Below are 26,541 nucleotides of genomic sequence, written 5' to 3'. Positions count from 1 at the left end.
TTGGCTGCAGCAGGCGTCCTCCGGGGGCGCGGGGCGCCTGCTGCAGCTGAAGGGTGACTACGTTCGTTGTGTCCTGATGGTTCACCTGAGCGGAGTTCGGGGACCGCTAGCCGCCGAGTCCTCCTGCCAGGCATCGGCACAATGACTGAGCCTGTCGCTCGGGCCGTGATGCCGCCGTGCCAGCGTTGTACCCCGTTTGCGCGTGGGCTCAGCTGGCTCGTCGCCGCCAGGTGTTAACGCGCCAGGAGGTCACGCAGCGCCTTGGCTATGTCGGCGGGCGCTTCCTCCGCCATGAAGTGCCCGCATGAGACGGTGGAGTGGCGGAGATCTGCGGCCCACGTGCTCCACAGGGCGGAAGCTTCGAATCCGAGCGCGGCGCCCCAGTCCTGCTGGAGGACGGAAACGGGCATGGCCAGCTTGGTGCCTGCGGCGCGATCAATCTTGTCGTGCTCCACGTCGATGCCGGCAGAGGCGCGGTAGTCGGCGACGATCGAAGGCACTGCGTTGCGGCACGCATCGAGGTAGATGGCGCGGACGTCAGCCGGGATGGCCTCGGGGTTGTTGGCCCAGATGTCGAGGAAGTAGCCGAAGAAGGCGTCGGAGCTGGCGGCGATCATCTGCTCGGGCAGCCCGGGCGGCTGTGCCATCAGGTAGAGGTGGAAGCCGACAGCGGCGTTGGTGCCATGCAGCACTTCCCACATGTCGAGGGTGGGCAGAACGTCGAGGCAGGCCAGGTGGGTGATGACTTCCGGGTGATCGAGACCGGCCCGGAAGGCCACCAGGGCGCCGCGGTCGTGGCCGGCCAGCGCGAAGCGGTCGTGTCCCAGTGCCTTCGCGACCGTGACGATGTCGTTGGCCATGGTCCGCTTGGAATAGGTGTCCGGGCCTTCCTCGGCCGGCTTGTCGCTGTCACCGTAGCCACGCAGGTCGGGGCAGATGACGGTGTAGTCGGCGGCCAGGTCGGCGGCGACGTGACGCCACTGGAAGTGCGTCTCGGGGAACCCGTGCAGCAGAACGATGGGGGCGCCGGAGCCTCCCACGGCAACATTGATGGAGACGCCGTCGGCGACGGTGATGCGCTGGTAGTCGAATCCGGGGATGGTGGATCCCATGGGTCTGCTCATTTCCTTTGGGTGACCGTTTCCGGGTCCGTGCCGGTGAGGGCGCCGGGTTCCCGATGTGTTCCAGCCTGCGGGGCGTGAATGAGCAGCCAATGAACGCGCTACGTTGAGCGGGAGAGCGGGACGCAAGAACGGACGACCGACGTGCACGTGGATTTTGGGGTCCTCGGCCCGGTGACGGCCTGGGACGATGCAGGAAATGCCCTGTCACTCAAGGGGCCGAGGCATCGCGCGGTACTCGCACGCCTGATCATCGCGCGTCGGCGGGTGGTCCCTGTGTCGAGACTCGTGGAGGATCTGTGGGTTGTGCCGCCGGTCGAGGCAGTGAGCTCGATCCGGACCTTCGTAGCCGGGCTGCGGCGGGCTTTGGAGCCTGACCGGCCGCCGCGGACGCCGGCCCGGCTGCTGGTCACCGAGGGACCCGGCTACGCGCTCCGTCCTGCGCAGGACGACGTGGATGCATGGAAGTTCGAGCATGCCGTGGAATCCGTGGCCGATCTGCAGCCCGCACAGGTCGTGGACCGGCTGACCGCCGCGCTCGGTTCGTGGCGTGGCCCAGCGTTTGCGGATTTCGCGGACGAGCCGTGGGCACGCGGCGAGCGGTCGCGGCTTACGGAGTTGCGGCTCAATGCCGTCGAGCGGCGTGCGGAAGCCCAGATTGCACTGGGTGCACCTGCTGAGGCGATTCCGGAGCTGGATGCGCACATAGCTGAACACCCCTGGCGGGAGGATGCGTGGCAGCTGCTGGTGCTGGCGCTGTACCGGTCGGGGCGCCAGAGCGATGCGCTGTCTGTTGTCCGGAGGGCGCGGCGGATGCTGAATGAGCACCTGGGCGTCGATCCTGGACCCCGGTTGCGCCGTCTGGAAGCTGACATTCTTCAGCAGGCTGATTATCTTGACCCGGGCCCTGGGGGGACGGCTGCTCAGGTGTGGGCCGAGGCTGCGGCGGCGTACGAGAGCACGGTTCCCTCCCGTGCCCGCACGCGTCTGGAGTCGACGGCAGGGCTGATGCGGGGGCTCGCGGTGACCGGTGGTGGCGGGCTGGAGGCGGCGCGCCGGCACCGGGTCGCGGCTGTTGCGGCGGCTGAGCAGTTGGGCGATCCGGAACTGACTGCGCGGGTCATCGGTGTTTTTGACGTACCCGCCATCTGGACTCGTTCTGATGATCCTGAACAGGCGCGGTGGCTGGTGGGAGCTGCGGAGCGGACCCTGCAGATGCTTCCGGTGGAGGAGCATGAAGCGGCGCGCGCGCGTCTGCTGGCCACCATTGCTGTGGAATCGCGCGGCACGCTTGCGAGGGAGGACGCGACGTCGGGGGCGGGCGCGCGGGCGTTTCAGGCGGCACGGCAGTCTGAGCACCTTGCTCGCCGTCTCGGTGATGACTCGCTGCTGGTCTTTGCATTGAACGGCTTGTTCATGCAGACGTTTCACCGTGCGGGGCTTGCCGGACGACGTGATGCCATCGGCACAGAAATCGTCGCACTGGCCGCGAAGAACGATCTCACGACGTATGAGGTGCTGGGGCATCTCATCCGGCTGCAGGCGCGGTGTGCTTTGGCGGATTTCTCGGGAGCCGACCGGCATGCGCAGGCGGCGGATGCGCTCGCGCTGCGGCACGAGCTTCCGCTCGTTTCCGTTTTCACTTCCTGGTACCGGGCGCTGCGGACTGCCCTTGTTGCCCCGCTGGCCGAGGCCCGTTCTGCCTATCAGGACGCTGCAGTGCATCTTGAGGGCGCTGGAATGCCAGGGCTTCAGTCTGGTCTGCTGCCGATGGCTCTGCTCAGCGTGTATGTGCGGCACGGTGTGACGATGCCGGTGGGGGAGGAGGAGTGGGGCCCGTACGAGCCCTGGGTGCGGCCCTTGCTCCTGGTGATGGAAGGGCGGGATGACGAGGCCCGGGCAGCGTTGCAGGGGATTTCCTCTCCGCCCAGGGACCTGCTGTTTGAGGCGCTGTGGTGCCTGATCGCGAAGGCGGCGATCGCGGTGGGCGAGCAAAGTGTGATGGAGCGGGCTTCCACGCAACTTGAGCCTGCTGCGTCAGAGTTGGCGGGGGCGGGCAGCGGCCTGATCTCTATGGGACCGGTGTCGGGCTACTTGGAGGAGCTCAGGGCGGCACGCGGTCAGAATTAGCCCGTTCCCGCGGGCTGCGGCGCGCAGCCCGCGGCGGGCGGCTGTTGAGGGCGGGGGTTGTCCGGCCTGGAAGCTGGGTGGTGTTCCAGGCCGGGATCTCTCGGAGCTCAGCTGGGGACGTGGGGCGGGACCGGGGCGAGTCGGTAGGTGTCGCCCTCGGGGATGACGTGGCCTGCGGTGGGCGGCGGGAAGTGGCTGCCGAGGAGCAGGGTGCGGGTGCCGGAGAGCTTGCGGAGCATGTCCTCGCGGGAGGCGATCGCTTGTGCCGGGTCGATGTCGACGCAACTGCCCAGGTGGGGGTGGAGCATCTGGACGGGGTGGTGGATGCAGTCGCCGGTGATGAGTGCGCTCTCGCCGTGGCTGTGGAGTTCCACGGCCACTTGGCCCGGTGTGTGGCCCGGCGTGGGTACCAGGCGTAGTCCCGGTGCGATGGTTGCACCGTCGCTGGGGACGTCGACGAGGTCGAGCAGTCCTGCGTCCTTGATGGGGTGCACGGAATCCCGGAACATCTGACGCCGGGCCTCTTCCATGTCCGTTCCTGCCCAGTAGTCCCATTCGGTGCGGGTCGTGAGATAGCGGGCGTTGGGGAAGGTCGGTACCCACGTGCTGCCTGCGGCGCGGGTGTTCCAGCCGACGTGGTCGGTGTGGAGGTGGGTGAGGACGACGAGATCGACGGTTTCCGGGTCGAAGCCGGCCGCAGTCAGGCGCTTGAGGTAGTCGGTGTTCAGGTTGTCCCAGGCTGGATTCGCCCGCTGCTTGCCGTTGCCGATGCCAGTGTCGACCAGTACGCGCAGTCCGTTGATCTCGAGGGCGAAGCTGTGGCTGGCCAGGCGCAGGATGCCCTCTTCGTCAGCGAAGTCCGGGCGGAGCCAGGGTGCCTGGGACACGACCTCGGGGGTGGCGTTGGGCAGCAGCCAGGGGGCGGTCGGCTTGGGAAGGGCGACTTCGTCGATGCGGTGGACGGTGACGTCTCCCACGGTCCAAGTCGGTGCTGGGGGGTGCAGGTGCGATGTGGTGGGCATGGCGGTTCCTTCAGGGGTGGCGGGTCAACAGTCGGGAAGCGTGCGGTGAGGCCGAAGGCGTGAGGGCCGGGGCGGCAGGAGCGGCTTTGGCTGTGCGGGGGTGGGTGCGCATGGCCGCCGCGAGTGCTGCGGCTGCGCCGATGGCCAGAATCGCCAGAGTGCTGGAGTAGAAGAGGGCTGTGGTGGACAGGCCGTAGCGCGTGGCAAGAGCGCCGGCGGCGATGGCGGGCAGGCTCATGGCGAGGTAGCTGAGGACGTAGTAGGAGGCGAGGGTCCCGCTGCGCTCCTGCGCCGACACGGTGGCCAGGACGCTGTGGAGGGCACCCTGCGAGACCGCACCGAAGCTGAATCCGGCCAGGGCTGCTCCGGTGAACAGGAGGGCGGGGCTCGAGAAGTGCAGGGCCGTGATGGACAGCGCCATTGCGGGGGCTACTGCGGAGCTGCCGAGGAGGGCAGCGGTGAGGGCCGGAAGCCGGCGGGTGGCCCATACGGTCAGGGCTGCGGTGGAGGTCAGGGTGAAGAACACGAGCCCTCCGGCGCTTTGCGGGCCGTCGGGGGAGATGAGCCGGGTGAAGGCGGGGCCCAGCGAGGAGTAGAAGCCGCCCAGGGCCCAGACGGCGATGATGCCGGCGCTGTTGAGGGCGAGTGCGCGTCGGGCGGCCGGGGGCAGAGCCAGATGCGGGCGCATGGATTGCAGAGCTCCGGGGCGAAGCTGGGTGGTCTCTGGAGTGAAGGCGAGGGCGAGGGCCTGGGCGGCGAACAGTGCCATCAGCAGCAGGTACACGGTGACGGTCGGGCCGGGGACCAGGTGGATGAGGGCTGTGGTTGAGATGACTCCGGTGGCCATGCCTGCAACGGGTGCAATGCTGTTGGCGAGGGCCGAGCTGCCGGGGCGTGCGGGGTTTTCCAGGTCCAAGAGTGCCGCGCCTGCGGAGCTGGTGGCTGCGCCGGTCGCGATCCCCTGCAGGACGCGGGCGACGATCAGGGTTCCGGCGCCGTCGGCGATGACGAAGATGGCCATCGAGACGATCTGCAGTGCGAGTGCGGTGATGAGCACTGGCCGGCGTCCGATGTGGTCGGAGAGGGTGCCGGTGGTCAGCAGCGCGATGAGAAGTGCCAGCGCGTAGGCGCTGAAGATCACGGTCACGGTCAGGGAGGAGAGCTGCCACTGGGCCTGGTAGATGGAGTACAGCGGGGTCGGTGCGCTGGATGCGGCGAGGAGTGCGACCAGGATGGAGGCGTTGAGCAGGAACGGCCAGCGCCTTGAGAAGTGTGTGCGGGGTGGGGTCTGGCCCTCGAGGGCGCTCTGCATGGGCTTCCTTCCCTGACGCTTAAAGCAACGGGTTTGCGTTAATCCAACGTAGGCCGTATCGTCCGTTAAAGCAAACGGTTAGCTTTTTCTGGTTGCGGCAAGCGGACCCCGGTCCAGGCGACGTGACACAGATGACCTGGAGGCCACGTATGAACACAGCCGAACTAACCCCCGACGAGGCGGCCCAAGGGGCACGTCGCGCCGGGCTGGACCTGGGCGGCGACCGCCACGCCGGAGTCGCCGCGACCGCCAATCACATCCAGGCAGTCATCGCCGTCCTGCGCGAGCTGGACTTCGGGGACACGCCGCCAGCCGCCACCTACACCGCAGTACGGGAGGACCAAAATGAAGCCCTTTGAGCTGTCGCTCGCTGACGCAGCACAGGCCGTGCAGGCAGGGGAACTTTCTCCCGTCGAGCTGACCGATTCCGTACTGGACCGCATCGAAGCCGTCGAGGGGCGGCTCCAGGCCTACGTCACCGTCATTGCCGAAGCCGCACGCCACTCGGCCGCCCGGGCCGAGCACGAGATCGCCGCAGGGCGCCTTCGCGGCCCGCTGCACGGCATCCCCATGGCGCTCAAAGACCTGATCGACACCGACGGCATGCCCACCACAGCCAGCTCGGAAGTCAGGGCAGACCATGTCGCAGTCGGCGACAGCACCGTGGCCGCGCGCCTGTCTGCGGCCGGCGCCGTGCTGCTGGGAAAGACCCACACACACGAATTCGCCTACGGCCTGACCACACCCCAGACCAACAACGCCTGGGATCACGACCGGGTGGCAGGCGGATCGAGCGGCGGCTCTGCCGTGGCAGTGGCGGCGGGAGAAGCCACCTTCACCCTGGGCACGGACACCGGCGGATCCATCCGCGTTCCCGCATCGCTCAACGGCGTCGTCGGACTCAAACCGACCTACGGCCTGATCCCCCGGCACGGTGTGACCTCCCTGTCATGGTCCCTGGACCACGTCGGCCCCCTCACCCGTACCGTGCGAGACGCGGCTCTCGTACTAGGCGCGCTGGTGGGGCATGACTCGCGTGACCCGGCGAGCCTGTCCGTCCCTACGACGAACTACCTCCCGAAGGACAGGGGCGACCTGACCGGCTTGCGGGTCGGCGTTCCGAGCAACTACTACTTCGAGCGGGTGACTCCCGACGTCGAAGCGGCCGTACGGCAGGCCATCGGACAGCTGGAGAAGCTCGGCGCGGAACTGGTCGAAGTCGAGATCCCCATGACGCGCTACATCCAGCCCACCCAGTGGGGCCTGATGGTGCCCGAAGCGACCGCCTACCACGAGCGCACCCTTCGGTCGATGCCCGACCGCTATGCGGCGGACGTCCGCATCCTCTTGGAGGCCGGTGAGCTGGTATCGGCCGGAGACTACCTGCGCGCCCAGCGTGCGCGGACCCTCATGCGAGACGCCTGGGCCACCATGCTCGCCACGGTCGACGTAATCGCAGCCCCGGCCGTCCCGATGACAGCCGCCAGTTCCGAACAGGACACCGTTGAATGGGCGGACGGAACAGCGGAAGCCGTATCCGATAGCTACGTCCGACTGTCGGCGCCGGCCAACATCACGGGAATTCCGGCGCTCACCATGCCCGTGGGGCAGGACCAGGACGGGCTGCCGATCGGTATGCAGCTGATGGGCCGCCCCCTGCACGAGGCGACAGTGCTGCGTGTGGGAACCGCCTATGAAGAAGCGCATGGCGGAGCGGGACGGCTTGCTCCCATTGAGGTCTGAACGAGCCACGTTGCCAGAGTTCCCGGACGAAGACCTTCCAGCCGGGGGCAGGCCTGCCCCCGGCTTCACGGAGGCATCAAGCTTCCTAGAAGCAACGATTTCGCATTAGGGTGGATGTCATGAGCCCCAAACCCATGGTGCGCCCGGGAGGGCGCAGCGCCCGCGTACAGGAGTCGGTCCACGCGGCCGTCCGTGAACTGGAGGCCGAGCTGGGCCGGGAGACGCTGACCGTCCCTCTCGTAGCAGCCCGCGCCGGAGTGACACCTTCGACGATCTACCGCCGGTGGGGGGACCTGCAGGAACTCCTGTCCGATGTTGCGGTGCAGTATCTGCGCCCTGACTCACCCCCGGCCGATCTCGGCAGCCTCCGTGCGGACCTCGGAGCCTGGGCCGAACAGTTCCTCGAAGAGATGGCGTCTCCCACAGGACGTGCCTACATTCGCGATGCGCTGCTCGGCGACTCTGATGGCAGCAACGCCGGCCAGTGTTCGGTCTACGCAGCGGACCAGATCGACATCGTGCTGGGCCGCGCCGCGGGGCGGGGTGAGACAGGACCCGACGTGGAGCGGGTCATCGACCGAGTCGTGGCCCCGATGATGTACCGCATTCTGTTCCGGCCGAGCTTGCTTGACGCTGCCTACGCCCGCGATCTCGTGGAACATGCCCTCGACGCATCCTGAGACACCGGACGCCGCAGCGGCATCGCAGGTGAACATCGCCGGCCCGCTGAAGGAGGCGAGCAGATTGATGGCTCCCGGCGGGCCGGGGAGGCTTCTTCAATCCCGGCAGTGCCCGGCGGGCGCTCAGGGCCGACGTTTTACGCAGCACTGCACGCACACGACAGTTGCGCGCCCGCAGGGCCCGTGCTGTATGCCGAAGCGCAGCGGTGCTGCCGCCCCGCCGTTGGCACGGAGCTCAGCAATTCGCGAGGAGCGTTGGGCTGCTGCAGATTCATTCAACGTGGCGAACTACTGAACTTGCATGGGTGATGTCGGGGACGGGGACAGTGGTGGTACCCCGAGCCGCTCCGCCTGTGGCTGGCTCGGCAGGATGAGCGCATGACCGAGAGCGAAGCGGATCTGCTGGCGTTGCTGCGCGAGCTTGATGATCCGGAGTGGCTGGAGTGGCCGCAGCACTACGACCGTGGCGAGGCCGCAGCCCGCTTCGGTGGTCTGCTGACCCGACTCGAAGGCGACTTCGCAGTTCGCTGCACGGATGAGCAGGACACCCAGGACTCCAGCGAGTACGGACGCGTCGTCGTGCCGGCTGACGCGACCGTACGGGGAACCCGGATCGTCGTCTGCGTGAGCAAGTTCGGCTCACTGGCGCTCGTCTGCGCGGACAACCCGGGTGCCTTCCTCGGAACGGAGGAAGCTCAGGCCGAAGGCGAGTTGGACGGCGCTGACCTTGCCAAGGTCAACCGGGCGTTGGTCGAGCTCGGCTATGTAGTAGTTGCCGAGGAACTGCTGGAAAGCGACTACGACGGGCCGAGCCGACTGCCCTCGCAAGTACAGCGGCCCACCTGGTGGGCTCGCTTTTTCGGCTTCTTCTGACGATCACGCCGACAGAGCCAGGCCCGTACCCGCCAGGCAGCCGCCGATGGCCTCCGGCCGGTACTGGAGCATCTTGAGCTTGCGCCTCACGGCGCGGGTGACCTGGCCGAGGCCGGCGGCGGCCAGGTTGCCAATCTCGCGCTTCACCAGCGACCAGATGCCCTTCTGCGGGTTGAGGTCCGGGGTGTACGTCGGCAACTGGAGAAGGGTGAGCCAGTCGGGCGTTGGCATCGAAAAACTCCCGCATTAGCCGCGTGGGCGGAACTCACCGAGCTTCCTGGTCTCTTGAGTGGCGAGGCAGTGGCATGCGACCTGCTACGCAGCGTGGCACTGGCCGCACCCGAATGTTCAACTCGCCTGCCTGAAAGGGAAATTGGACTCGCGGAACCTCGTGATCTTGGTCGCTTGGTGCCGTATGCTGGCCGCCTTGGAATCGGGCGGCTGCGCGCCAAAACGCGTCGAACGATGACCATCCCCCATCATTCGTGTCATTTCGGCGGAAAGTAACAGGCAGGAACGAACGTGAGATTTCTCGAGTTTTCCGCTCCGCACGATGTCCGCTGGGCGCACGTGGAAGATCCGTCGATAGGAAGCGCAGATCAAGCAATAGTCGCGCCTGTCGCGGCGACAACCTGTGACCTTGATCGAGCCGCCATCGCTGGGCTCACGCCCTTCCAGGGCCCCTTCGCTCTCGGGCACGAATGCGTAGCGCGCGTTGTTGCGCTGGGTGACGACTGCGCGGGGTTACGGGTGGGTGACCTCGTTGTGGTTCCCTGGCACATCGCCTGCGGCATGTGTGATCTGTGCGTCACAGGTCACCCCACTCGCTGCCAGCAGACGCCCCCGTATGCAATGTTCGGGCTGCCTATTGGAGGCCACTGGGGAGGTATGTTCAGCGAACTCATTTCGGTTCCCTGGGCCAAGAACAACCTCATCAAAATACCAGAAGGTGTGACACCGGCATCAGCGGCAGCTGCTTCCGACAGCTTGACTGACGCTTACGGCGCGGTTCTTCGTGGACTGCGGACCAGGCCTACTGAACCAGTTCTCGTCATTGGTGGCCTAACGCATGGACTGTACGCATCCGCATTCGCTGTACAGCTCGGTAGCGAAGAAGTTGCATACGTCGACAGCGACGAGCGCCGGCGTTCCATTGCGAGCACCTATGGGGCACAGGCCGTAAGCGATGTGAGAGAGCTGAGCAGGAGCAAATACCCTGTCGTGATCGATGCGTCGGCAGCTCCTGAAGGCTTGCACAGGGCGCTTCAGGCGACCGCTCCGGGCGGGCACTGCCACAGTATCGGAATCTACTTCGAGGAAATCTCACTCCCGCTCTTGTCGATGTATATGGACGACGTAACGTTCAGTACCGGGCGTCCCGACATCACCCCCCACCTGCCCGCTGTTCTTGGCATGCTTGCATCGAAAAAGATTGATCCGACTCTGGCTTTCAGCGAGACGGTTCACTTCGACGACCTGCCCCAAGCACTGCTTCAGCTGCCAGAAAAACCATTGGTCATATTCGACTGAGGAGATACTCGGACGGCGCGGGGCCTCTGCCCGAGCGCCGACCGGTGATCGAGGGCGAGCCGGTTGCAGGCGCGGGCAGTCCGGCCCGAGAACCCACGTGGTCGGCTACTCCCAGCATGATCGTGGCCGACGTGCTCTCGGTCCGGGTTCCGGGTGCAGCACACGTGAGCAAGGTTCCCTGTCCGAGTGGTCCACTTCCGGCTCTCATCACGTGGCGGCGACGGCGTCACGGGCGCCCCTCCGTGGCGTAGTGGTCTATCAGGAGCAGACTTCTGGGCGGCGCGGAACGTGGCCAGAAAGGCGGATGCCTTGACAGCGATGAGATGTCCGGGGCATCACGTGAAGAGATGCTGAATAAACCTGCCCGGTTGGCACAATTTTGCGACAGGTTCGAATTCTTTGGGTCAATGGCATAAATGACCCCCGGGTTGAAGCGCGAGGGCGTGTCTGACCATTCTTACCGCGCGGGACGTCCGGCATGGGACCCGCGTTGCGCGTTCGGAAGGCATGAGGGGCCCCTTTGCCGCACGATGCTCGGCGCATGGTCAGACACGGCCCAGGACTAGCAGCTCACTTGGCCTTTCCGTAAGCTTCGCGCACCGCGGCAGGCACTCGTCCGCGATCGCTGATCGCGTAGCCGTTTTCCCTGGCCCAGGCCCGCATCGCGGAGGATTCGTCCCTGCTGGCGGTAGTTGTCTGGGTCTTAGCCTTCGGCTTCGTGCCTGCGCGAACTCGACGAGCGCCTTCGGCGTGGAGGTAGGGATTCAAAATTTCAAGGAGCTTCTCGTAGTTCTCATCCGTGAGATCGATCTCGACCCCAGCCCCATCCACGAGAATGCTGTGGGTGGCGATGTCCTGCGATTGCTCGCCAGTCACGTCATCAACAAGTGTCGTAATTACCTTCTGGACCATGCGCTGACTATAAGGGGATCTCGACTCCTTCTGCATCAAGAACGGCTGGTCGGCAACCGTCAGTCCCTGCGACGGCAGTCACTTCCAGCTCCTGGAAGTGGAGCTCATCACCCGCGGTGGTGAGCAGACCGGGGGGTCAGGGATCGGCTTCCTGGATCCGCGTAAGGGCTGCTGGGCTCGAGCTCACACGGGTTGGTGGATGTGCGCATCCGCGCGTAGGCATATCAGATCGTGCGAAGGCCTGATCAGTAAGGGCTTACGCCGGCCGGCCAGGGGAGCCGTCCTCGCGATGGGCTCTGCCTACCGGCGGTGCCGCAGGGGTGCTTCCGCCTCAAGGGCCTTTCGGTCGTGCAAGCAGGGTGAGGAGACAGGTGGCTCGCCGAGGCTGTCGATCCGCCGGGGCCGCGCCTACCCCGGCGAGATGATTTGGATGGCGGACTCCAGATTCGCGCGACCCGACATCTGCTGTCGAGGGTGCCGCAACTCCAGCCTTGCGGCTTCTACGTCATCAGGAAGCGCCGTACGGACGCTTTCTGATGACGTGGACAGAGCCGCGGCGGCGGGGTGTTCCTCAGTCCTTCAAACTGAAGAAGTGCATGGGTGAGTTCGCCTTGAAGCCGATGCGAGGATAGACAGGCGCACCAGCAACCGTTGCGTGCAGGGTGGCGCGGATCAGGCCGGTAGCTTGGGTGCCCTCGTGGAGTGCCTTCCGTGTCACTGCCTCGCCGTACCCCTTGCGCTCCCAGTCCGGGTGTGTGGCGACAAGGACGACGAAGAGGCGGCCGTCGACTTCCATGGCCGCAGCGCATGTCACGGGAACGCCGTTGCGCATGCCCAGGTAGGCATATACCTGGTTCTTCCACAGCGTGGAGCCAACGAGTCCGTTGCGGCCGTCCTCCAGGGCCATGCCGTAGGCGCGCGAGTTGAGATCCGCGTACGCCTCCAGGTGTTCGTCCGTGGTCACGCGTACGAAGGCCAAGTCGGGGTGGGTCGGTTCAGGGAGGGGGAGCAGGTTGCCAGCCATGCCGGTGCCGGGGAAGGCGTGCTCGAAGCCTGCTCGCTCGGCTGCTGGTCCCAGCGCTGCGATGGCTTCCTCGTCGAGGAGCCCCTCGAAGATCCACAGGAAGCCAGGGTGCTTCTTCGAGCGCATGATGTCGGCTGCCTGGTGCAGACGTTGCTTGATGAGCACCGTGTCCGCACCTACCTCTGTGAATGTGATGCAGTTCCAGAAGGCGAACGGACAGTCGGCCCAGCGAACGGCAATACCTGGTAGGTCCCGTACATCCGCATCCGGTTCCCGGTCGAGCACTATGGCACGCCAGCCCGTAGCGAGCTGGTGCATGGATTCGATTGAATCGGCAAGGTCCGTCATTGAAGCCCCTAGGAATCGCCGGGTATATCTAGATTCGATCAAAAGGCATGACGGCCTCTTGGAGGCTGTGGTTCATACTCCATGCCCGGGTTTTGCGGTTCGGTCCACATCAGGGGTTTGCTGGCCGTTGGGCACGCGTGAGTCCGGTGCAGGGTCCGCAGTGCCGTGGTCATCAGCAGGCAGACCATTGACCAGTCGACGCGGAAGACGCAGCCGAGATCGTTCCCTGATGCGGATCAGATTCTTCCACCGGTGCCCTCACTGGATTTGCTGTTCGACTTGCTCTGGAAGCACATTGATGACCACTGAGCACTGTGCATCGCGAAGTTGCAGGTCACGGGGCTGGTGTGCGCGCCTCTCGCCGTGCTCGCGCTGGGCGGAGGCCGGTGTCCGCGTTGGAGAGTCTGACCGGGCGGCTGGGGCCGTTCTCCAGTTCTGCTGCGCTCACTGTGGCAACGCTCCTACGATCCGTCACCGGGCAGGTACGCCGAGAGGTCGCGAGGAGGGTGCGGGGATACAGGATCTGGAGAGGATCACGCGGCCCGCAGTGAACTGGACGTGATCGCCGAGGAGTTGGCTGTGCATCCTGGCGATCTGCACCGGTCCGTCGCTTGCTTTGGTCCGGGCGCGGGTTCGCCCGCTCAATGAGGGTCGTGCCGCGTTCTGGGTCGCTCCTCATGGATTCCCCGGTGCGGTTCGTCGGCTCTACGCTGAGATGTTCGTGGCCGGGGACGGGGGCGGAAGATGGCGCGGGTCTTTCGGGTGAGGGCGCGACAGGTGGTTGCTCCGGTCGTGGCACTGGGAGCGGTCGCCGCGGTGGTGGCGTTGCTCGAGTCGAAGGAGATGCCCTCATGGCTCGCCTGGTGCCCCCCCTGGCTCGTTGTGGCGGTCGCTGCGGCGGTCGGTGCAGCTGGAGCCTGGTGGGCGGAGTCGTGGGTGGCTCGCCGGCAGGCGTACGCGGAGGCGGAACAGCAGACAGTGGACCGGTTGCGCCGTCACGTGGGCCGTCAGGAAGGCCTGGTGCGAATCGGTGACCGGGGTGCCCGTGCCCGTGATCTGCGTGTCCACGAGGCGATCAGCCTTCCCCGGCGGGACGACGGGTGGGACACGGCGGGCGCGACTGCCCGGGCTGCTAGAGGTGGCGGGGTGCTGGCGCGCCTCCGGCGTAGGGAAAGGCTTCGTCGGGTCGGCCTGGATCCGGACCTGCCCGTGTTCGTCGAACGTGAGGCGGGGGAGCAGGTGCGCGCCTGGATGCGCACCGCTGCGCGGGACGGTGGGGCCCTGGTCCTCGTCGGTGGATCCTGCGTCGGCAAATCCCGGCTGCTGTATGAGTCCGCGCGGCGGGAGCTGTCCGACTTCGCGGTCCTCGCCCCTGACCTCGGAGACGGAGGGCTCGTCAACGCCGTTGCCGACGCCACGTTCGAGCTGCCCCATACCGTCGTCTGGTTGGATGAGTTGCAGCGGTTCCTGCCCGGTCCGTACTTCGTTGCGGATGACGAGTCCGGACACGCGCCGCTCACCGCCTCGGCCCTGCGCAAGCTGCTGTCGGCCGACACACCTGTCGTCGTCCTGGGCACGCTGTGGCCGGAGTATGCCGCTGAGCTTCGAGCGGCTGAGCCGGTCCGTGAAGGAACGCCGGGAGTGCCGCGTCACCAGCGGGCGGTGGACATCTTGTCCGCTGCTGGCGTGACGATGATCGCCCTGGAATCCTTTTCCGAACGGGAACGGGCGAGAGCCGATGGCCAGGCCGCGCGGGACCCCCGGATCGCGCGCGCTATGGACGACCCCGACTACAACGTGACAGAGGTATTGGCCGGAGCTCCCCAGCTCATCCGTCGGTATGAACAGTCCACCCGTCTCCACAAAGCGGTCGTCGAGGCGGCCGTCGATGCCCGCCGCCTGGGTGTCCACGGACCGCTCGCGCCTGACCTGCTGCGCGCCGTGGCACGCGAACTCACTGCGGAGATACTGCCTGACGACCACTGGTTCGACTCCGCGGTCGCGGAACTCGCCAGCCGGGACCGCCCGGCCGATCGGGCCACCGCACCACTCATCGCCCTGGTGAGTACGGACCGGCGTGCCATCCGCGGATACACCGTGGCGGACTACCTCCTGCAGCACTTGACCCGCCAACGCCGCAACCGACGGCTGCCCCTGGGAGCCTGGCAGGTGCTGATCGACGGTACGAACGCCCCCGAGGACCGTATGCGCCTCGCGCGGGCAGCCCACCACCGACTGCTGTACCGAACGGCGGAATCGGTGTACGGGCCCCTCGCCGACGGTGACACGGACGCGGCTGCCGCGCTCTCAGAACTCCTCATCCTCAGGGGAGAGTACGAAGAGGCGCAGCGCCTCGTGGAATCCCGGGTACGCCCTGCGGGTGTCGAACGGGTACGGGAACTAGGGAAACGCCTGGTGGCGATCGGACGCGCCCGGGAAGCCCTCCCGGTATTCCGCTGCGTGGCGGACGACGATCACTGGGCCGCATACGAACTGGCGAAAACGCTAGAAGGTCTGGACGACACCGAAGAGCTGTGGGCGCGCGCGGTCGGCGGCGATGCCTGGGCAGCGGTGACGCTGGGCAGGCTGCTGCACCGAAGAGGGGATCGGGATGAGGCCCTGCGGGCGGCCCGCCTAGGCGTTGACGCGCACTCCGATCCCTACATCACGGGATGGGTCGCGGGCCTGCTGGTCGACCTCGGGGAAGTGGATGAAGCTCTCCGCATTGTGCGAATGCCCGAGGTTGCAGTGACCAGTTCTGTGGAAGACGCCCGAGCCGAACTGCTGAGAGCGCGAGGCGACGCGGAGGAACTGCGATCTCTCGCCGATAGCGGGGACAGTTCCGCCGAGCACGCACTCCTTACGCTGTTGACGTTCGATCCGAGCGAGGAGGTGCTGCGGACCTACGTCGCCGCGGGGCACTCCGACGCCGCCTGCGCATTGAGCCAACTCCTCGTCCGTGAGGGCAAGTACCAAGAGGCGATCGAGGTCCTGCGCCCCTTCTGGAGGGACGATCCCAGGGTGGCCACGGAACTTGGAACGCTGCTGGCCCGGTATCTGCCCTACGAGGAGTACGCGGAGGCGGTGGCCGTGCTGCGGAGCGCTCTCCACGCGGGGGACCCCCTGACCCGCCACGAACTGTACGAGCTGCTGTCGGAGCATCCTGGATCGCCAGAGCACAGGAGGATGCTCCGGCAGTACGTCTGGAACCGCCGACGATCCAGCCTCGCGAGGTTGTTCCGGTTCTTTCGTCGTCCGAAGGAGGAAGTCAATCGGTGGGTGCTCGACGGGCCCAGATACCGGGAGGAGCGCGTCGCCTCGTTCGGAACTTTCCAGGGGTTGCGAGCGGCAGCCAAGGCGGGCGACCCGTACGCCGCCGTCGCCGTCGCTCTCCGGTTGCAGTGGCTGGGCCGTCCTGGAGAGGGGGTGAAGCTGCTGCGGGCCACGCCACCCCACCCCTGCGTGACGCGCGAACTCGCCGAACTCCTGGTAGAGACGGGCCGGCCACAGGAAGCCGTGACGCTGCTCGAACCACTCGCCGACAGCGGGGACGAACGAGCCGCCCACAGGATGGCCAAACTCCTTGGGGCGCTGGAGGACGCGGAAACGCTGCGCTCAAGGGCGGCGAGGGACGACTTCGCCGAGATACAGCTGGTCGAACTGGAGGCCAGAACGGGGGACAAGGCGAGACTGCGCGAGGACGTGGACGGTGGCGACTGGTTGTCCACGACGGTTTTGCTGGAGTCGCTCGTGGAACAGGGCGACGTGGACCTTCTGTACGACGAGGTGCACGCTGGCACCAGCGGAGCGGGGGCGGCCTTGATCGGAGTGCTCGACGGGCGGGGAGAGCACGAGGCCGCCGAACGTCTGCGCACGGTTGGCTGCGAAGCGGAGGACGACACGGACGAGGCGGGGTCTGAAGTTGTGGTGGACAGCTGACGGCACCCTGCATCGCTCTCGCCGAGTGTACGTATCCAGGTACCCAGGCCAGCGCGCACTGATCAACGGGGGCAGGCGACTTGGAGGTGCACTCCAGCGGCCCCGAACCGGTGCGCTCGGTCCTTGGGGCGGCTGCGGACCCAAGCGGAACCGTACGATGTCAAGCGCCACAGCCGTCCTCACTCTGGAGCGGCAACGCTGATGAGAACGGCCCCAGCCGCCCGGTCATGCTCGCCAACGCGGACACAGGCCTCCGCCCAGCGCGAGCACGGCAAGAGGCGCACACCAGCCCTGTGACCTGCAACTTCACGATGCACAGCGCTCACTGAGAATGGGACGTGGCTCGAGGTCCACAGTGGGGCTGTCGGGGTCGGTCTCAGCCCGCGGTCCTGGAGCTACCTCGTGCGGTCAGATCTGGTCATCGAGATGTGGTGGGCGCGGGCGCCAGGGTCATCAGGCCGCAGCCGTAGGCCTTTGCCTTGCCCAGGCCTTTGGCAAGGGTGAGGCGTAGCCGCTCGGGGTCCATTACCTCAAGTCTTCCGTCGAAGGTGACGGTGAGCAGCGTGATCGGCGGGCTCTGACGAGCGGCAGCGCGGGATTTGGTGAAGGACAGGATGCGCTGGTCACGTACGGCGAGTTCGAAGTTGTCGCCCGGGTGTGCGGACCCGTTGGGCAGCAGCCCAGGGTTGTCTGCCGTCTTGCAGACTCTGAAGCCTGCATTCTCTTGTCGTGCCGGATCCAGCAGCCACTTCATCTGGTGCAGGGGGGTGGTGTGCCCGGTGCGTTTGGTGGGTTCAGTGTCTTGGCGGCGGATGTGATGCACGGGGTTGGCAGTGAGCCGGAATGCCCAGGAGGAGCCGACCGTGAGCTGGTTGAGGAAGGGTTCGTACGGCAGGCTCTGCCAGCCGGGTTTGTCGGGGTTGGCCTTGGCGGCTGCCGGCCAGCCTGCTTGTTCCACCAGATGTGTCAGGTCGGGCTGGTCGGGGCTGACGATGTAGAGAAGGACATCGGCTGCGGCATTGCGGTCCACACGCCATAGCACTCGGGGCTTCTCGGACAGACTCGGACCAGTGCCGGTGTTGGGCAGAAGGTCGGGGAATGAGAACATCACCGCCGCGTGCAGTGATTGCGGGGATGACAGGAGGCGTCGAGCCCCTGTGCGTGCAGCGTTAAAGCGAAAGCGGGTGAGGTACATCAGGCGGTTTCTTCCACGGCGGCGAAGGGGTCGTGCTCGGGTACGTCAGGGCGGTTGGCTGTGCTGTCCGGGTTGTGAACACGTGTCGTTTCCGTGATCACGCGGCGCAGGGCGTACTGGCGGTGCTCGGCGGCGAAGCTGAGGGGTTGGTCTCGTGGCGCGTGGGAGCTGTGTTCGTGTGGCAGGGCTTCGCGCAGGAGGTTCAGGGTCACAGTCGCCTGTCGGTGTTGCTGCCTGCGGTACCAGCCGGAGGCCTGCCAGGGCTCGGTGCGCAGTGCCTGGGCAAGGTCGGTGTCCTGGTGCAGGCTGAGCCTTATGGGCCTGGCGGGTGGGCAGGACCGGCGGCCGAGATAGGGCGGGTAAATCGGTGCTCGAAGGGCAGCGTCGAGTTCGCTGAGGAGCGTGGTCTCGCCCTCGACTGCGGCGACGAAGACTGCATCGGCAAGGTAGAAGCGTTCCGAGACCGGCATGGACTTCTTCGTGACCTGGTGTTGCGCGGTCTGGTAGTCGCGCAGCTGCGTGCCGGGTTGGTCGATGCGTACGCCGAAGCGGAGTTCGGCGAGTGCGGTCAGCGTCGTGTTGTCGTCGCGCTTCATGCCTTTCGCGGCAGCGAGCATGCCGATGACGCCGCTCTTGGTGGGGGCAGACTCGGTGGTGCGGCGCGCGAACCGTGCTGACGCTCCCCACGCCTGCAGCGGAGCGGCGAGGAGCATGGTGAGGGTACTCACGAGGTCGTGATCATGTGTTCGGCGACGGCTTGGCCGACTTCCTTGACGAGGTCGGACAGGCTGGGCAGTTCTTCGCCCATGCAGGCGAGCTTGGTTGTGGCGGTGCCGACCCGCAGGACCCAGGTTCGGGTCGAGGACTCGTCGCCGTAAGCGCGCTCGATTTCCGGGACGAAGTCCGCCAGGCGTGTTGAGGCTTCTCGCAGGAAGCCGCCGGACTCGGTAGTGATGGGCTCCTCGAAGGCGGCGACGAAGCTGATGGGGCGACTGGTACGGAGCTTGATGACGACCACGTCGGGCAGCGTGTGGTGACCGAAGGTGTTGATCTTTCCGGTGGGCAGGGAGGCGACGAACGCGTGGACGAAGGCTTCGACGGCTCGGCGAACCGGTGTGGTGAGGGGTGCATCGTCACGGAGTCCGTCGCCGAGGCTCTCGGCGAGCTGGTGGATGCCGACCGCTGCGTAGCGGTAGAGGGTGGCGGAGTTGAAGTCGACGGTGCCGATCATTCCTGCGCCGCTTTCCGCGCTGGTGTTCCTGTCATCGACAGCGGTGTAGTAGTCCGATTCGGTATTGACGCGGTGCACGCTGATGGCGTGCGCGACCTGCGCGGCCGCGTCGACATTGAAGTCGGCGGAATCGGCGACCATGCGTCCGAACAAGGCGATGTCGACGGAGTGGCGGGTGTCAGCGATCTGTTTGGCACGTGCCTTGTTTGCCTTGTCCTTCAAGTAGGTTGCGATGTCCGCGGCACCTTCGAGGGCGAAGGCGGCCAGGCCGTCGAGCTGATGGTTGCTGAGAAACATCAGATACTTGGAGGTCGGTGCTGCCTCGGTGTGCCCTGTTGATTCCAGATCGGAGTCTGACGTCTTCGCTGCTGTGGTCCGCTTCGCTACCTCGATAGTGGAGCCGGTGGCCTTTTGGATGACCGTTGCAGCGAGGCGTACCGCTTCGGCCGGGTCGATCGTGGGATCGAGGGCGGTGATGCGGGCGGCGAGAACCTCGGCGACCTTCTTGGTGCGGACGCCGAGTTCGCTCGGCTCCAGCAGGTGTTCGTCAGAGAAGTATGAGCGGGTAGCCCGCTTCCATGCCTGGCTGGAGACTCGTGCTCGGGGGACTCCGCCGTATACGGCTGTCTTCGGAGCGCCGGTGTCATCGCGGTTGAGGTTGCTGGGTGGCACGGTTTGCAGGGCGTGGATGTCGAGGAAGAGGCGGTTCACGAAGCGTCCCATACGGTGGATTCGGGTTCAGGGAGGGAACGAGAGGCGGTGGCGGCCGTCTGGTTGTGCGATCTCGGTTCCTTGATGTAGTACGAGTGGAAGGAAAGGCCCCATTCGTGGCGCACGGCGTTCCGGCCGCCGGGCTGCTGCCACGAGTACAGCTGGGCGGCGAGGTGGGCGTAATCCAGGGGGATGTGGCCTTGGCGCAAGAGCTGCACGATCTCCCGCAGGGATTGCGCGAGTTCGGCGAGGTGCTGGGTGGTACCTGCCCTGATGAGTCGCTTGACGACGGCCTCGTTGAGGGTGCCGGGGGGCATCAGCTGGCGGAGTGCCCGGCCCAGGTCGCCAGGTGATTCTGCGCTGCCCGCTCGGTGCATGGCAGAGGTCTGGGCTTGTTGGTGCACGGCCCACATGGTCAATGCGGTGACTACGGCCTCTTCGGCATGCTGTATCTGCTCCTTGTCAGGTTGCGGGGCGGCATCGGCGTCCCCTTCATGCAGGGCACTGGTGTTGATCAGGCCCAATCCGTCGGGGACGCCTCGGCGTAGCCGGGCCACAGCCCTGACAGCGTGGCTTTCGTCGGCCAAGTAGCCGTGCTGCCACTTGGCGATGTGATCCGAGACTGTCTGCCGCACCCGATATGGCAGGCCGAGGCCGATTGCGGTGGTCACGAGAGTGCCTCTTCTGCGCCGGAGCCCGTGGGGGCCTTCGATGCACTGGAATTGCTGGAGGACGGTGAGCTCAGTGCAGCTGTCAGCCGGTACCGGAACCATCCGTCGACATAGGCAGAGTTCAACCACACAGTGCCCTTGGCTGTGGCCGTGATCCGCCCCTTCCACTCGGCATCGCCAGCCGCAGCGAGCATCTGATCGCCGAGGTGGCTGAAGAGGCGGTACAACTCCTGCCGCCACCAGTCACGATCCCGATCGGCGTCCTCTGTGTCGGCCAGCCTGCTCAGCCAGACCCGGAACGGAGCGTCCACTGCTGAAAAGCCGAGGTCGCGGGCTTGCGCGCGCGCTGCCTCTCCATCCGCCCCGGTCGTCCGCGTCAGGTCGGCGGCGAAGTCGCTGAACACGTTGACTGCGTTCTTGGCGTCTGTCACGGCCCCGGTGGCCTGCTCTGCCAGGGCGCGGTTCTGTTGGTGCAGTAGGCCTGCAGATATGGACAGGTCATCGTCGATGATCTCGTCGATCACGGACTGCTGGGTGCCGTAGACCGCGGTGACGGCGCGAGCACGGATCTGGAAATGGTGTGGCAGGACCCCTGATGTGACCAGCCGGGACACCCATTCCAGGACGCCTGGCCGCATCCGGGACGCGGCTTCAGAGCCGGCAGCCGCCCCTGGCCGATCCATCATCAACGAGGACAGGCCCTGCCACAGGGTCCGGCCCGGATCGTGCTCAAGGGGCAGATAGACGGGTACCTGACCGAGCTTCTTCTCCTGCACCTCGCTGCGCCGCCATGCGGTCATCGGTTCACAGGCGTGCAGGTTTCGCGGGGCAAGGGGGTCGCCGTAGCCGAGAACGACTCCGGTCACACCGCTGACGTCGTAATCCAGGCGCAGCCGCCTCGTCTGCCAGGTATAGAGGTCGCACCTCCCGGACGGCTGACGGACTGGGCCAGCCCCCGGCCCGGACGGCTCGCGTCGCCACGCAGGCAGGTCCCTGGCTGGCCTCTCCAGTCCGCCCTCATTGGCAGCGACCAGGTTGAGCAGCAGGGTTTCGCGCAGTGTGCCGCCTTCCACGAATATTCCACCGAGGCTGCCCGCCCAGCCCACTCCCAGCGGGTACACCTTGCCGTCCTTGACCCGGTCATCGCCGGCTACACCGGTCTTGATGCCGGAGGTGTCATACGCGTGCGTGTGCACCACCCACCGTGCAGCCTCTGCGAAACTCAGGCGTTCCACCGACGGCATGCGCGCTGAGAAGAACGGCTGTCCGTTGGGTACGTCAGCGACGATGCGGTTGAGGGAGGCGATGTTGCCGCGTATGGTCCGCAGCTCGGGCACCTGAAAGAACGGCGTTACCGGGTGCAGCAGATCGAAGCGTTCCTGGTGGGCGTCGAGGTAGGGCTCCAGCGGTGCGAAGCAATCCGCATCGGCCCACAGGCCGGTCCAGGCATCGATGTCTGCAGGACCGCGCAGTGCGTCGTGGGCGAGCGCGAGCAGCAGACGCAGGAGCGCGAAGTCCTGGGTGGGCACATCCCCGATGACCTGGCGAAGGCTCCCAGCGTGGGCAAATACCTCGCGCAGCGACATCTCACCTTGCGTGCCGTCCTGACGCAGGACCGGAATCCACGGCCGGTTCGTCAAGTCGAACGACAACGGCCCGTGCGTCCGGTCCCGTTTGCTGTCACCCACGTGTCACCTTCTGTCCGCACCGCACGCCGTACTGCATCGGGGCGACGTGAGCAGTCGTTGCTGCTTCGCGATCATGGTCTGTTGAGGAGCAGCGGCCATCTGTTGCGGGCAACGGCGACGGCGGTCGTCAACTGTCCCGCTGCGGTGGCTACAACCGCCGTTGGTCTCATATCGGTTGGAGCGTGCAGCAGGTGGGGGAGGACCGCATGCGCAGCGTGGGTGCGGTACCCGACCCGGCGCAAGCGGAGACGGTGGCCGGCGGGCACCGCGGCGGACCGCCGAGGTGGAGATGGTGACTGGCAGTGCAATGCGCTGCCGCGTCGGGCAATTGCCGAAGAGTGTTGTTGCTGCCAGGGTCGTGCCTGCGATCTGTGCATGCTCCGGCAGGCGTTGCCGTGTGTGATGGCTGCGGTGGCGTACCAGGACTGCAACGCTGCCAGCACGCGGTGTGGCCAGGGGGAAGGCAGCTCTGGCCCTGGTGAGACATGTAGCGCGATCATTGAACGCTACTCAGCGGATGCATCGGCGGTCACGTTACGTACGGCATAGCGTTTTGTCGTCCGCATCCAGCCCTCCATAGTCCGGCCTGTTGTCTCGGGTTTCTGAGAGGGGTGGTGCGGCTGCGCTATCACGCTGGCTCCGGTCTCTCATGTGCCGCTACGAGGAGTACTCGCGGTTGGTTCACCGGGCGGCGCGTTCATCTTGATCAAGTCTCGCTGGGGCGCGCGTGACCGGCGCTGTCGATGAGTTGGAGACTGCCGATCTGCGCCCGCCGTCGTGGCATCCACTTCGGTGTGGGGCGGCAAGCGACTGATCTGCTCCACGCCTGGCTGGACAACCCGTTCACCCCGCCTGCGTGGGGAGGAGTTGGAGCGCCAGCGCGATGATCCACACAAGCGCAGGGCCGTCCCCGTCTTTGCGGGGACCCCCGCAGAATCCGCGCGGCCGGACAGACCACTGGCCGGACCATCCCTGTCCTGTACGGGGACTGGTTCATGAGCGGCAGCATCGCCCGCGTTGAAGTCACCCCGCCGGTGCGGGGACCACGAGGAAACGCGGCCCCTCATCGCCCGACTGCGGATAACCCCTGTCTGCATGAGGACCACACAGTGCCTCATCTGGCGGGCTCCACGCCGCGCCCAAGACGGCGAGCGGCGTCGTCCTTCACGCGCAGAGTCGGGTGTTGCACTTGCCCGGGGTGCGGACATGTAGCGGTAGACCCAGCGAGAGGACGTCATGGCGATTGATACCGAAGCCCTGTTCACGGTCGTGTACCGGGCTCACTACGAGGACGTTCTGCGGTTTGTGAGCCGCCGGGCCCATCCGATGAACGTGGATGACATTGTGGGTGAGACGTTCCTTACCGCCTGGCGCCGCCGGCACGAGTTGCCCGACGACCCTCGGCCGTGGCTGTTCGGCACAGCCCGCAACGTGATGCTCAACGCCGGTCGCGGCATGCGCCGGCAGTCCTCACTCGTCGTGCGTATTCAGCAAACCTTCAGGGCTGACGGTGATGACTCGAAGGCTGACTTTGCGGGGCGGGTCGATGACCGCCTGGGACTCTCTGCTGCTTGGCAGGCCCTGAGCGAGGGCGATCAGGAGGTCTTGTCTCTCCACGTGTGGGAGGAGCTCACGGCTCAGCAGGCAGGTCAGGTTCTGGGCTGCTCGCGCGCCACGTTTGCCATGCGTCTGACCCGGGCTCGACGGCGTCTGGCCAGACTTGTCGATCCGGACCGTCAGGCAGACGTGTCCCTCGCAGCAACTCGCTGACTCGCACCTAAAGGAGACATACCGTGAGCAACGACCTTTTCCTCCGCCTGGCTGAGTTGGATGCCGCCCCACGGCGGGGGCTGTCCGATACAGAGACCGATCGGCGCGATGTCCTGCTGCTGAGTGTGATGGAAGACACTGAGCAGCCCGCGCGCAAGCCCGCCGGAGCGACCTCTCGCCGCCCGGTTGCTCGGCGCATTGTATTCACCGCAGGCATTGGCCTTGTGGCAAGTGTGACTGTGCTCGGCATCTACGGCGACGAGCTACTCGGTCGGGCGGACCAGGGGCCGCTGTCGTCGGCGGAACTGGCCAGTTGGGATTCCAATGCCACTGCACTCAGCCCGTCGACCCCGGAAGGCGCTGCTGCTAAGAAGCTGTGCCTGGGTACCTCGGCGGAGGGGGCCGGCAAGGACACCGCGGCGGTCATCTCCAACGCGGACATCCGGGGTTCCGTCGCATCCATGATCATCACGCGTGGGGCCGACACCCAGTACTGCCTGGCGGGCTCGGATGGATCGGCATTCCTGATGGCCGTTGATGGGGTGGCGGCGCGGGTAGCCGACGAGGCGATCACGGTGGATTCGTTGGGAGCCGGTGGTAGTGGCTCTTCCCGGCTCAACTACGCCCTGGGATCGGTCGGCCCCGATGTTGCCAAGGTCACCGTGAAGGACAGCGGCCGCAGTGTCAACGCGACTGTTCAGGACGGCCGCTGGACCGCTTGGTGGCCTGGAGGCAACCCGGACGGGCTGCTGACGGGAACCGTCACTCTGACCCTCACCAATGGAACCACCCGCACGGTGCCCGCAGAAACAGTCGTGGACGGGTCGTAGAGGGCGTCCCGATCGCGCATCGACCTGAGCCGTCCACCAGGGCATGCCCGACGGGTCGCCTGGAAGTGCACCACGACTGAGCTGTGTATCCGGGCTCGCTCCTGGCCGCCTCGGGAAGATTGAATGCGGGAGTGAGCGGCTCGGATGTGTGGCTGCAGGTTCGAGGGTCCCTGTTCCGAAGCTTTGGATCCGTTTGCTGGGATGGGCGGCTGCTCATCCCTGAGCGTGATCTGGTGTCGTCGGCCAGTTCACGGTGCTGCCGCGCGTTGCCCGTCGTGACGTGGAGCCGCGCGTTCTGGCCGGGAGATCCTCGATCGTGCGGCAGGGCTGCGACAAGCTCTTGGCGTACGTGCGGTTGACCGCGGCGGTGCGCTGCGGTACCGACCAGATGCCCTCGGCCGGGTTGAGGTCGGGTGCGGAGGGCGGGATTCGGTAGACGGTGAGCCAGTCCCGTTCGGCAATGTAGCGGTGCATCCCAGCCGTCAGGTGGGTGTTCAGGCTGTCCCACTCCAGCACGATCGGGCCGGCGAGCTGCTCGTGCGCGGGCTGGATCGGGTCGCGGTAATCCTTCCCGGAGAAGCATTTTCGTCCGTCGGGCCGGGCGTCCGGCAGGGCCGGTAGATCAATCGGGAGGGCTGCCAGGTGTAGCAGGCCCGGGCGGCGACGGACAATCGTCGGCGGGAGCAGCCCCGCACGTGAACGGCGGGAGTGCGGCGGCGGGACCATGTGCGGGCGGTCGGCGGCTTCATCGAGAAGCCGGCCTCGTTCTCGAAGACGAGCCAGGCGTGGAGGCGCGCCGCGATCCTTCGACGTGTGGCCAGGTCCCCTTCACCCAGCCGGCCACCACTGTTCCGTCGCGTTCGAGGGCACGGCGGGCGGGGGGCTGGCAGGTCCAGCAGTGCCGCTTGAGCAGGGCCGCAACATCCTGTTCGTGTACCTCCCGTGGAACTGAACCGGTGCCTGGTCAGGGCAGGGTCTTGATCCCTGCCAGTGTCCAGGTCTGGTCGGGCCGGCCGTGCACGACTGGGCCCTTGTCCAACTCCCCCTCCAGGACCGCGAACAACTCGTCGCTCAGCAGCGGTAGGGACGCTGGTCCCTTCGACGTGAGAGCCGCGTCTCACCGCCGCCCCCTCCTGTCCGCTCGCGCTACACGGAGCGGAGGGTGACCCGCAGGTCATGAGCGACGACGGCGGTATCGTCGCCGCGCGGCGCATCGCTCGGCCGCCTCTGTCCGAAGTCGCTCCCGAAACGCCCGCCGCTTGACGGTCAGCCCGCCACCCCGCGCGTACCGATGAAGACGGCACACCGCTGGGATCACCAGCTGTCAGCCCTCACCTCGCGGCACCGCGATTTGAAGGTCAGCAGCGGGATCGGGTGCTCTCGAAGACGGCTTGAGGTGGCCTCGGGCTCCGGCTTGGCCTGGGCCCACTCAGGGGATCATCGGGGTAGGAGTCGTGGGTCGGCCGTCAGGATGCACTCGCTGAGGAGTTCGCGGTCGTGGTAGGCCGGGTGCAGGAGAAACGGCCAGGTCGTGAGGGCCTTGAGGCCGGTGCTTGTGACGACGAAAGTGCCGACCGCTGATCCCAAGTGGAGCTTGTCGACGCTTTCGGGCCTGCGGGAGCGGACTCGTGACTCGGCCCGGCCAGGCCTTGCCAGCCGTGACCGTGGCTTTGAGCGTTGTATTCCTCGAATGAGTCGAGCTCGCCTTCATCGGCCACCGATGAAGGTTCGGACCACCGACTCCTGCTCGCAATAGCCGGGCGGCCCCTTACGATCCGATGCATCCTGGATCCCGAACGCTGGAAGGCATC

20 protein-coding genes and 1 pseudogene are annotated in these 26,541 nt (G+C 66.4%); 9 read left to right on the top strand and 12 right to left on the bottom strand.

All coding sequences use genetic code 11. The annotated features are described in order from the left end of the window. Nucleotides 1–233 precede the first annotated feature (233 nt). Nucleotides 234–1,112, bottom strand: a complete 879-nt coding sequence (locus OOK38_RS33055; protein ID WP_266849677.1) for an alpha/beta fold hydrolase — start codon at nucleotides 1,110–1,112, stop codon at nucleotides 234–236. Between the two features lie 153 nt (nucleotides 1,113–1,265). Between OOK38_RS33055 and OOK38_RS33050 the strand changes: the two genes are divergently transcribed. Beyond that, nucleotides 1,266–3,251, top strand: coding sequence for an AfsR/SARP family transcriptional regulator (locus OOK38_RS33050; protein WP_266849676.1), 1,986 nt, complete (start codon nucleotides 1,266–1,268; stop codon nucleotides 3,249–3,251). A gap of 107 nt (nucleotides 3,252–3,358) precedes the next feature. On the opposite strand, the gene OOK38_RS33045 is transcribed toward OOK38_RS33050, so the two are convergent. Then, nucleotides 3,359–4,273 carry an MBL fold metallo-hydrolase gene (locus OOK38_RS33045; RefSeq protein WP_266849675.1) on the bottom strand — a complete coding sequence of 305 codons (915 nt, stop codon included), beginning with the start codon at nucleotides 4,271–4,273 and terminating at the stop codon, nucleotides 3,359–3,361. A gap of 10 nt (nucleotides 4,274–4,283) precedes the next feature. Continuing rightward, entirely contained in the window at nucleotides 4,284–5,585 is a 1,302-nt protein-coding gene (locus OOK38_RS33040) for an MFS transporter (RefSeq protein ID WP_266849674.1), read from the bottom strand. A gap of 149 nt (nucleotides 5,586–5,734) precedes the next feature. On the opposite strand from OOK38_RS33040, the gene OOK38_RS33035 reads away from it, so the two are divergent. From OOK38_RS33035 to OOK38_RS33020, 4 genes are all read left to right on the top strand, one after another. Further along, the gene (locus tag OOK38_RS33035; RefSeq protein ID WP_266849673.1) at nucleotides 5,735–5,944 is read left to right on the top strand and encodes a hypothetical protein; all 210 of its coding nucleotides are present in this window, start codon (nucleotides 5,735–5,737) and stop codon (nucleotides 5,942–5,944) included. Beyond that, nucleotides 5,931–7,328, top strand: a complete 1,398-nt coding sequence (locus OOK38_RS33030; protein ID WP_266849672.1) for an amidase — start codon at nucleotides 5,931–5,933, stop codon at nucleotides 7,326–7,328. Before OOK38_RS33035 ends, OOK38_RS33030 begins: the two co-directional genes overlap by 14 nt. Nucleotides 7,329–7,447: 119 nt before the next feature. Then, entirely contained in the window at nucleotides 7,448–8,008 is a 561-nt protein-coding gene (locus OOK38_RS33025) for a TetR/AcrR family transcriptional regulator (protein WP_266849671.1), read from the top strand. A gap of 378 nt (nucleotides 8,009–8,386) precedes the next feature. After that, nucleotides 8,387–8,881 carry a hypothetical protein gene (locus OOK38_RS33020; RefSeq protein ID WP_266849670.1) on the top strand — a complete coding sequence of 165 codons (495 nt, stop codon included), beginning with the start codon at nucleotides 8,387–8,389 and terminating at the stop codon, nucleotides 8,879–8,881. A gap of 3 nt (nucleotides 8,882–8,884) precedes the next feature. Here the strand turns inward: OOK38_RS33020 and OOK38_RS33015 are convergent, their stop codons facing one another. Beyond that, nucleotides 8,885–9,112 (bottom strand): transposase, encoded by a 228-nt coding sequence (locus OOK38_RS33015; RefSeq protein WP_266849669.1) that lies wholly within the window; start codon nucleotides 9,110–9,112, stop codon nucleotides 8,885–8,887. A gap of 291 nt (nucleotides 9,113–9,403) precedes the next feature. Here OOK38_RS33015 and OOK38_RS33010 point away from each other — a divergent pair, with 291 nt between their 5' ends. Next, nucleotides 9,404–10,411, top strand: coding sequence for an alcohol dehydrogenase catalytic domain-containing protein (locus OOK38_RS33010; RefSeq protein ID WP_323178860.1), 1,008 nt, complete (start codon nucleotides 9,404–9,406; stop codon nucleotides 10,409–10,411). Between the two features lie 570 nt (nucleotides 10,412–10,981). On the opposite strand, the gene OOK38_RS33005 is transcribed toward OOK38_RS33010, so the two are convergent. Continuing rightward, a complete protein-coding gene (locus tag OOK38_RS33005) occupies nucleotides 10,982–11,323 on the bottom strand; it encodes an Lsr2 family protein (RefSeq protein ID WP_266849668.1) in 342 nt (113 codons plus the stop codon). Nucleotides 11,324–11,894: 571 nt separating this feature from the next. Continuing rightward, the gene (locus tag OOK38_RS33000) at nucleotides 11,895–12,695 is read right to left on the bottom strand and encodes a GNAT family N-acetyltransferase (RefSeq protein WP_266849667.1); all 801 of its coding nucleotides are present in this window, start codon (nucleotides 12,693–12,695) and stop codon (nucleotides 11,895–11,897) included. 792 nt (nucleotides 12,696–13,487) lie between these two features. Here OOK38_RS33000 and OOK38_RS32995 point away from each other — a divergent pair. Further along, nucleotides 13,488–16,634 (top strand): tetratricopeptide repeat protein, encoded by a 3,147-nt coding sequence (locus tag OOK38_RS32995; RefSeq protein WP_266849666.1) that lies wholly within the window; start codon nucleotides 13,488–13,490, stop codon nucleotides 16,632–16,634. Nucleotides 16,635–17,052: 418 nt separating this feature from the next. Here the strand turns inward: OOK38_RS32995 and cas6e are convergent, their stop codons facing one another. From cas6e to casA, 5 genes are read right to left on the bottom strand one after another with little or no spacing between them, the layout of a single operon-like run. After that, nucleotides 17,053–17,829, bottom strand: a complete 777-nt coding sequence (gene cas6e, locus OOK38_RS32990; protein ID WP_266849665.1) for a type I-E CRISPR-associated protein Cas6/Cse3/CasE — start codon at nucleotides 17,827–17,829, stop codon at nucleotides 17,053–17,055. Further along, nucleotides 17,829–18,557, bottom strand: a complete 729-nt coding sequence (gene cas5e, locus OOK38_RS32985) for a type I-E CRISPR-associated protein Cas5/CasD (protein ID WP_266849664.1) — start codon at nucleotides 18,555–18,557, stop codon at nucleotides 17,829–17,831. Before cas5e ends, cas6e begins: the two co-directional genes overlap by 1 nt. Continuing rightward, the gene (gene cas7e / locus OOK38_RS32980; RefSeq protein WP_266850007.1) at nucleotides 18,554–19,771 is read right to left on the bottom strand and encodes a type I-E CRISPR-associated protein Cas7/Cse4/CasC; all 1,218 of its coding nucleotides are present in this window, start codon (nucleotides 19,769–19,771) and stop codon (nucleotides 18,554–18,556) included. Before cas7e ends, cas5e begins: the two co-directional genes overlap by 4 nt. After that, nucleotides 19,768–20,442, bottom strand: coding sequence for a type I-E CRISPR-associated protein Cse2/CasB (gene casB, locus OOK38_RS32975; RefSeq protein ID WP_266849663.1), 675 nt, complete (start codon nucleotides 20,440–20,442; stop codon nucleotides 19,768–19,770). Before casB ends, cas7e begins: the two co-directional genes overlap by 4 nt. Then, nucleotides 20,439–22,130: a type I-E CRISPR-associated protein Cse1/CasA gene (gene casA / locus OOK38_RS32970; protein ID WP_266849662.1), complete on the bottom strand. Its 1,692-nt coding sequence runs from the start codon at nucleotides 22,128–22,130 to the stop codon at nucleotides 20,439–20,441. The genes casB and casA overlap by 4 nt, the downstream gene beginning before the upstream one ends. Before the next feature lie 1,236 nt (nucleotides 22,131–23,366). Between casA and OOK38_RS32965 the strand changes: the two genes are divergently transcribed. Beyond that, complete coding sequence (locus OOK38_RS32965) at nucleotides 23,367–23,900, top strand: RNA polymerase sigma factor (RefSeq protein ID WP_266849661.1); 534 nt, start codon at nucleotides 23,367–23,369, stop codon at nucleotides 23,898–23,900. A gap of 23 nt (nucleotides 23,901–23,923) precedes the next feature. Beyond that, nucleotides 23,924–24,730 (top strand): hypothetical protein, encoded by an 807-nt coding sequence (locus tag OOK38_RS32960; RefSeq protein ID WP_266849660.1) that lies wholly within the window; start codon nucleotides 23,924–23,926, stop codon nucleotides 24,728–24,730. A 366-nt stretch (nucleotides 24,731–25,096) separates the two neighbouring features. Here the strand turns inward: OOK38_RS32960 and OOK38_RS32955 are convergent. Next, nucleotides 25,097–25,479, bottom strand: a pseudogene (locus OOK38_RS32955) (transposase); the annotation flags it as partial. Nucleotides 25,480–26,541: the final 1,062 nt, after the last annotated feature.

It is taken from the genome of Streptomyces sp. NBC_00568, assembly GCF_026341855.1.
Taxonomy (GTDB): Bacteria; Actinomycetota; Actinomycetes; order Streptomycetales; family Streptomycetaceae; genus Streptomyces.
The sequence above is the reverse complement of the archived record's forward strand: the minus strand, read 5'-3'. Positions and strand labels throughout refer to the sequence as shown.

Bases quoted from the DNA above. Each gene is read 5' to 3' on its own strand.
- OOK38_RS33055 (WP_266849677.1), bottom strand. From the start codon at position 1,112: ATGGGATCCACCATCCCCGGATTCGACTACCAGCGCATCACCGTCGCC.
- OOK38_RS33045 (WP_266849675.1), bottom strand. From the start codon at position 4,273: ATGCCCACCACATCGCACCTGCACCCCCCAGCACCGACTTGGACCGTG.
- OOK38_RS33040 (WP_266849674.1), bottom strand. From the start codon at position 5,585: ATGCAGAGCGCCCTCGAGGGCCAGACCCCACCCCGCACACACTTCTCA.
- OOK38_RS33035 (WP_266849673.1), top strand. From the start codon at position 5,735: ATGAACACAGCCGAACTAACCCCCGACGAGGCGGCCCAAGGGGCACGT.
- OOK38_RS33030 (WP_266849672.1), top strand. From the start codon at position 5,931: ATGAAGCCCTTTGAGCTGTCGCTCGCTGACGCAGCACAGGCCGTGCAG.
- OOK38_RS33025 (WP_266849671.1), top strand. From the start codon at position 7,448: ATGAGCCCCAAACCCATGGTGCGCCCGGGAGGGCGCAGCGCCCGCGTA.
- OOK38_RS33020 (WP_266849670.1), top strand. From the start codon at position 8,387: ATGACCGAGAGCGAAGCGGATCTGCTGGCGTTGCTGCGCGAGCTTGAT.
- OOK38_RS33015 (WP_266849669.1), bottom strand. From the start codon at position 9,112: ATGCCAACGCCCGACTGGCTCACCCTTCTCCAGTTGCCGACGTACACC.
- OOK38_RS33005 (WP_266849668.1), bottom strand. From the start codon at position 11,323: ATGGTCCAGAAGGTAATTACGACACTTGTTGATGACGTGACTGGCGAG.
- OOK38_RS33000 (WP_266849667.1), bottom strand. From the start codon at position 12,695: ATGACGGACCTTGCCGATTCAATCGAATCCATGCACCAGCTCGCTACG.
- cas6e (WP_266849665.1), bottom strand. From the start codon at position 17,829: ATGTACCTCACCCGCTTTCGCTTTAACGCTGCACGCACAGGGGCTCGA.
- OOK38_RS32965 (WP_266849661.1), top strand. From the start codon at position 23,367: ATGGCGATTGATACCGAAGCCCTGTTCACGGTCGTGTACCGGGCTCAC.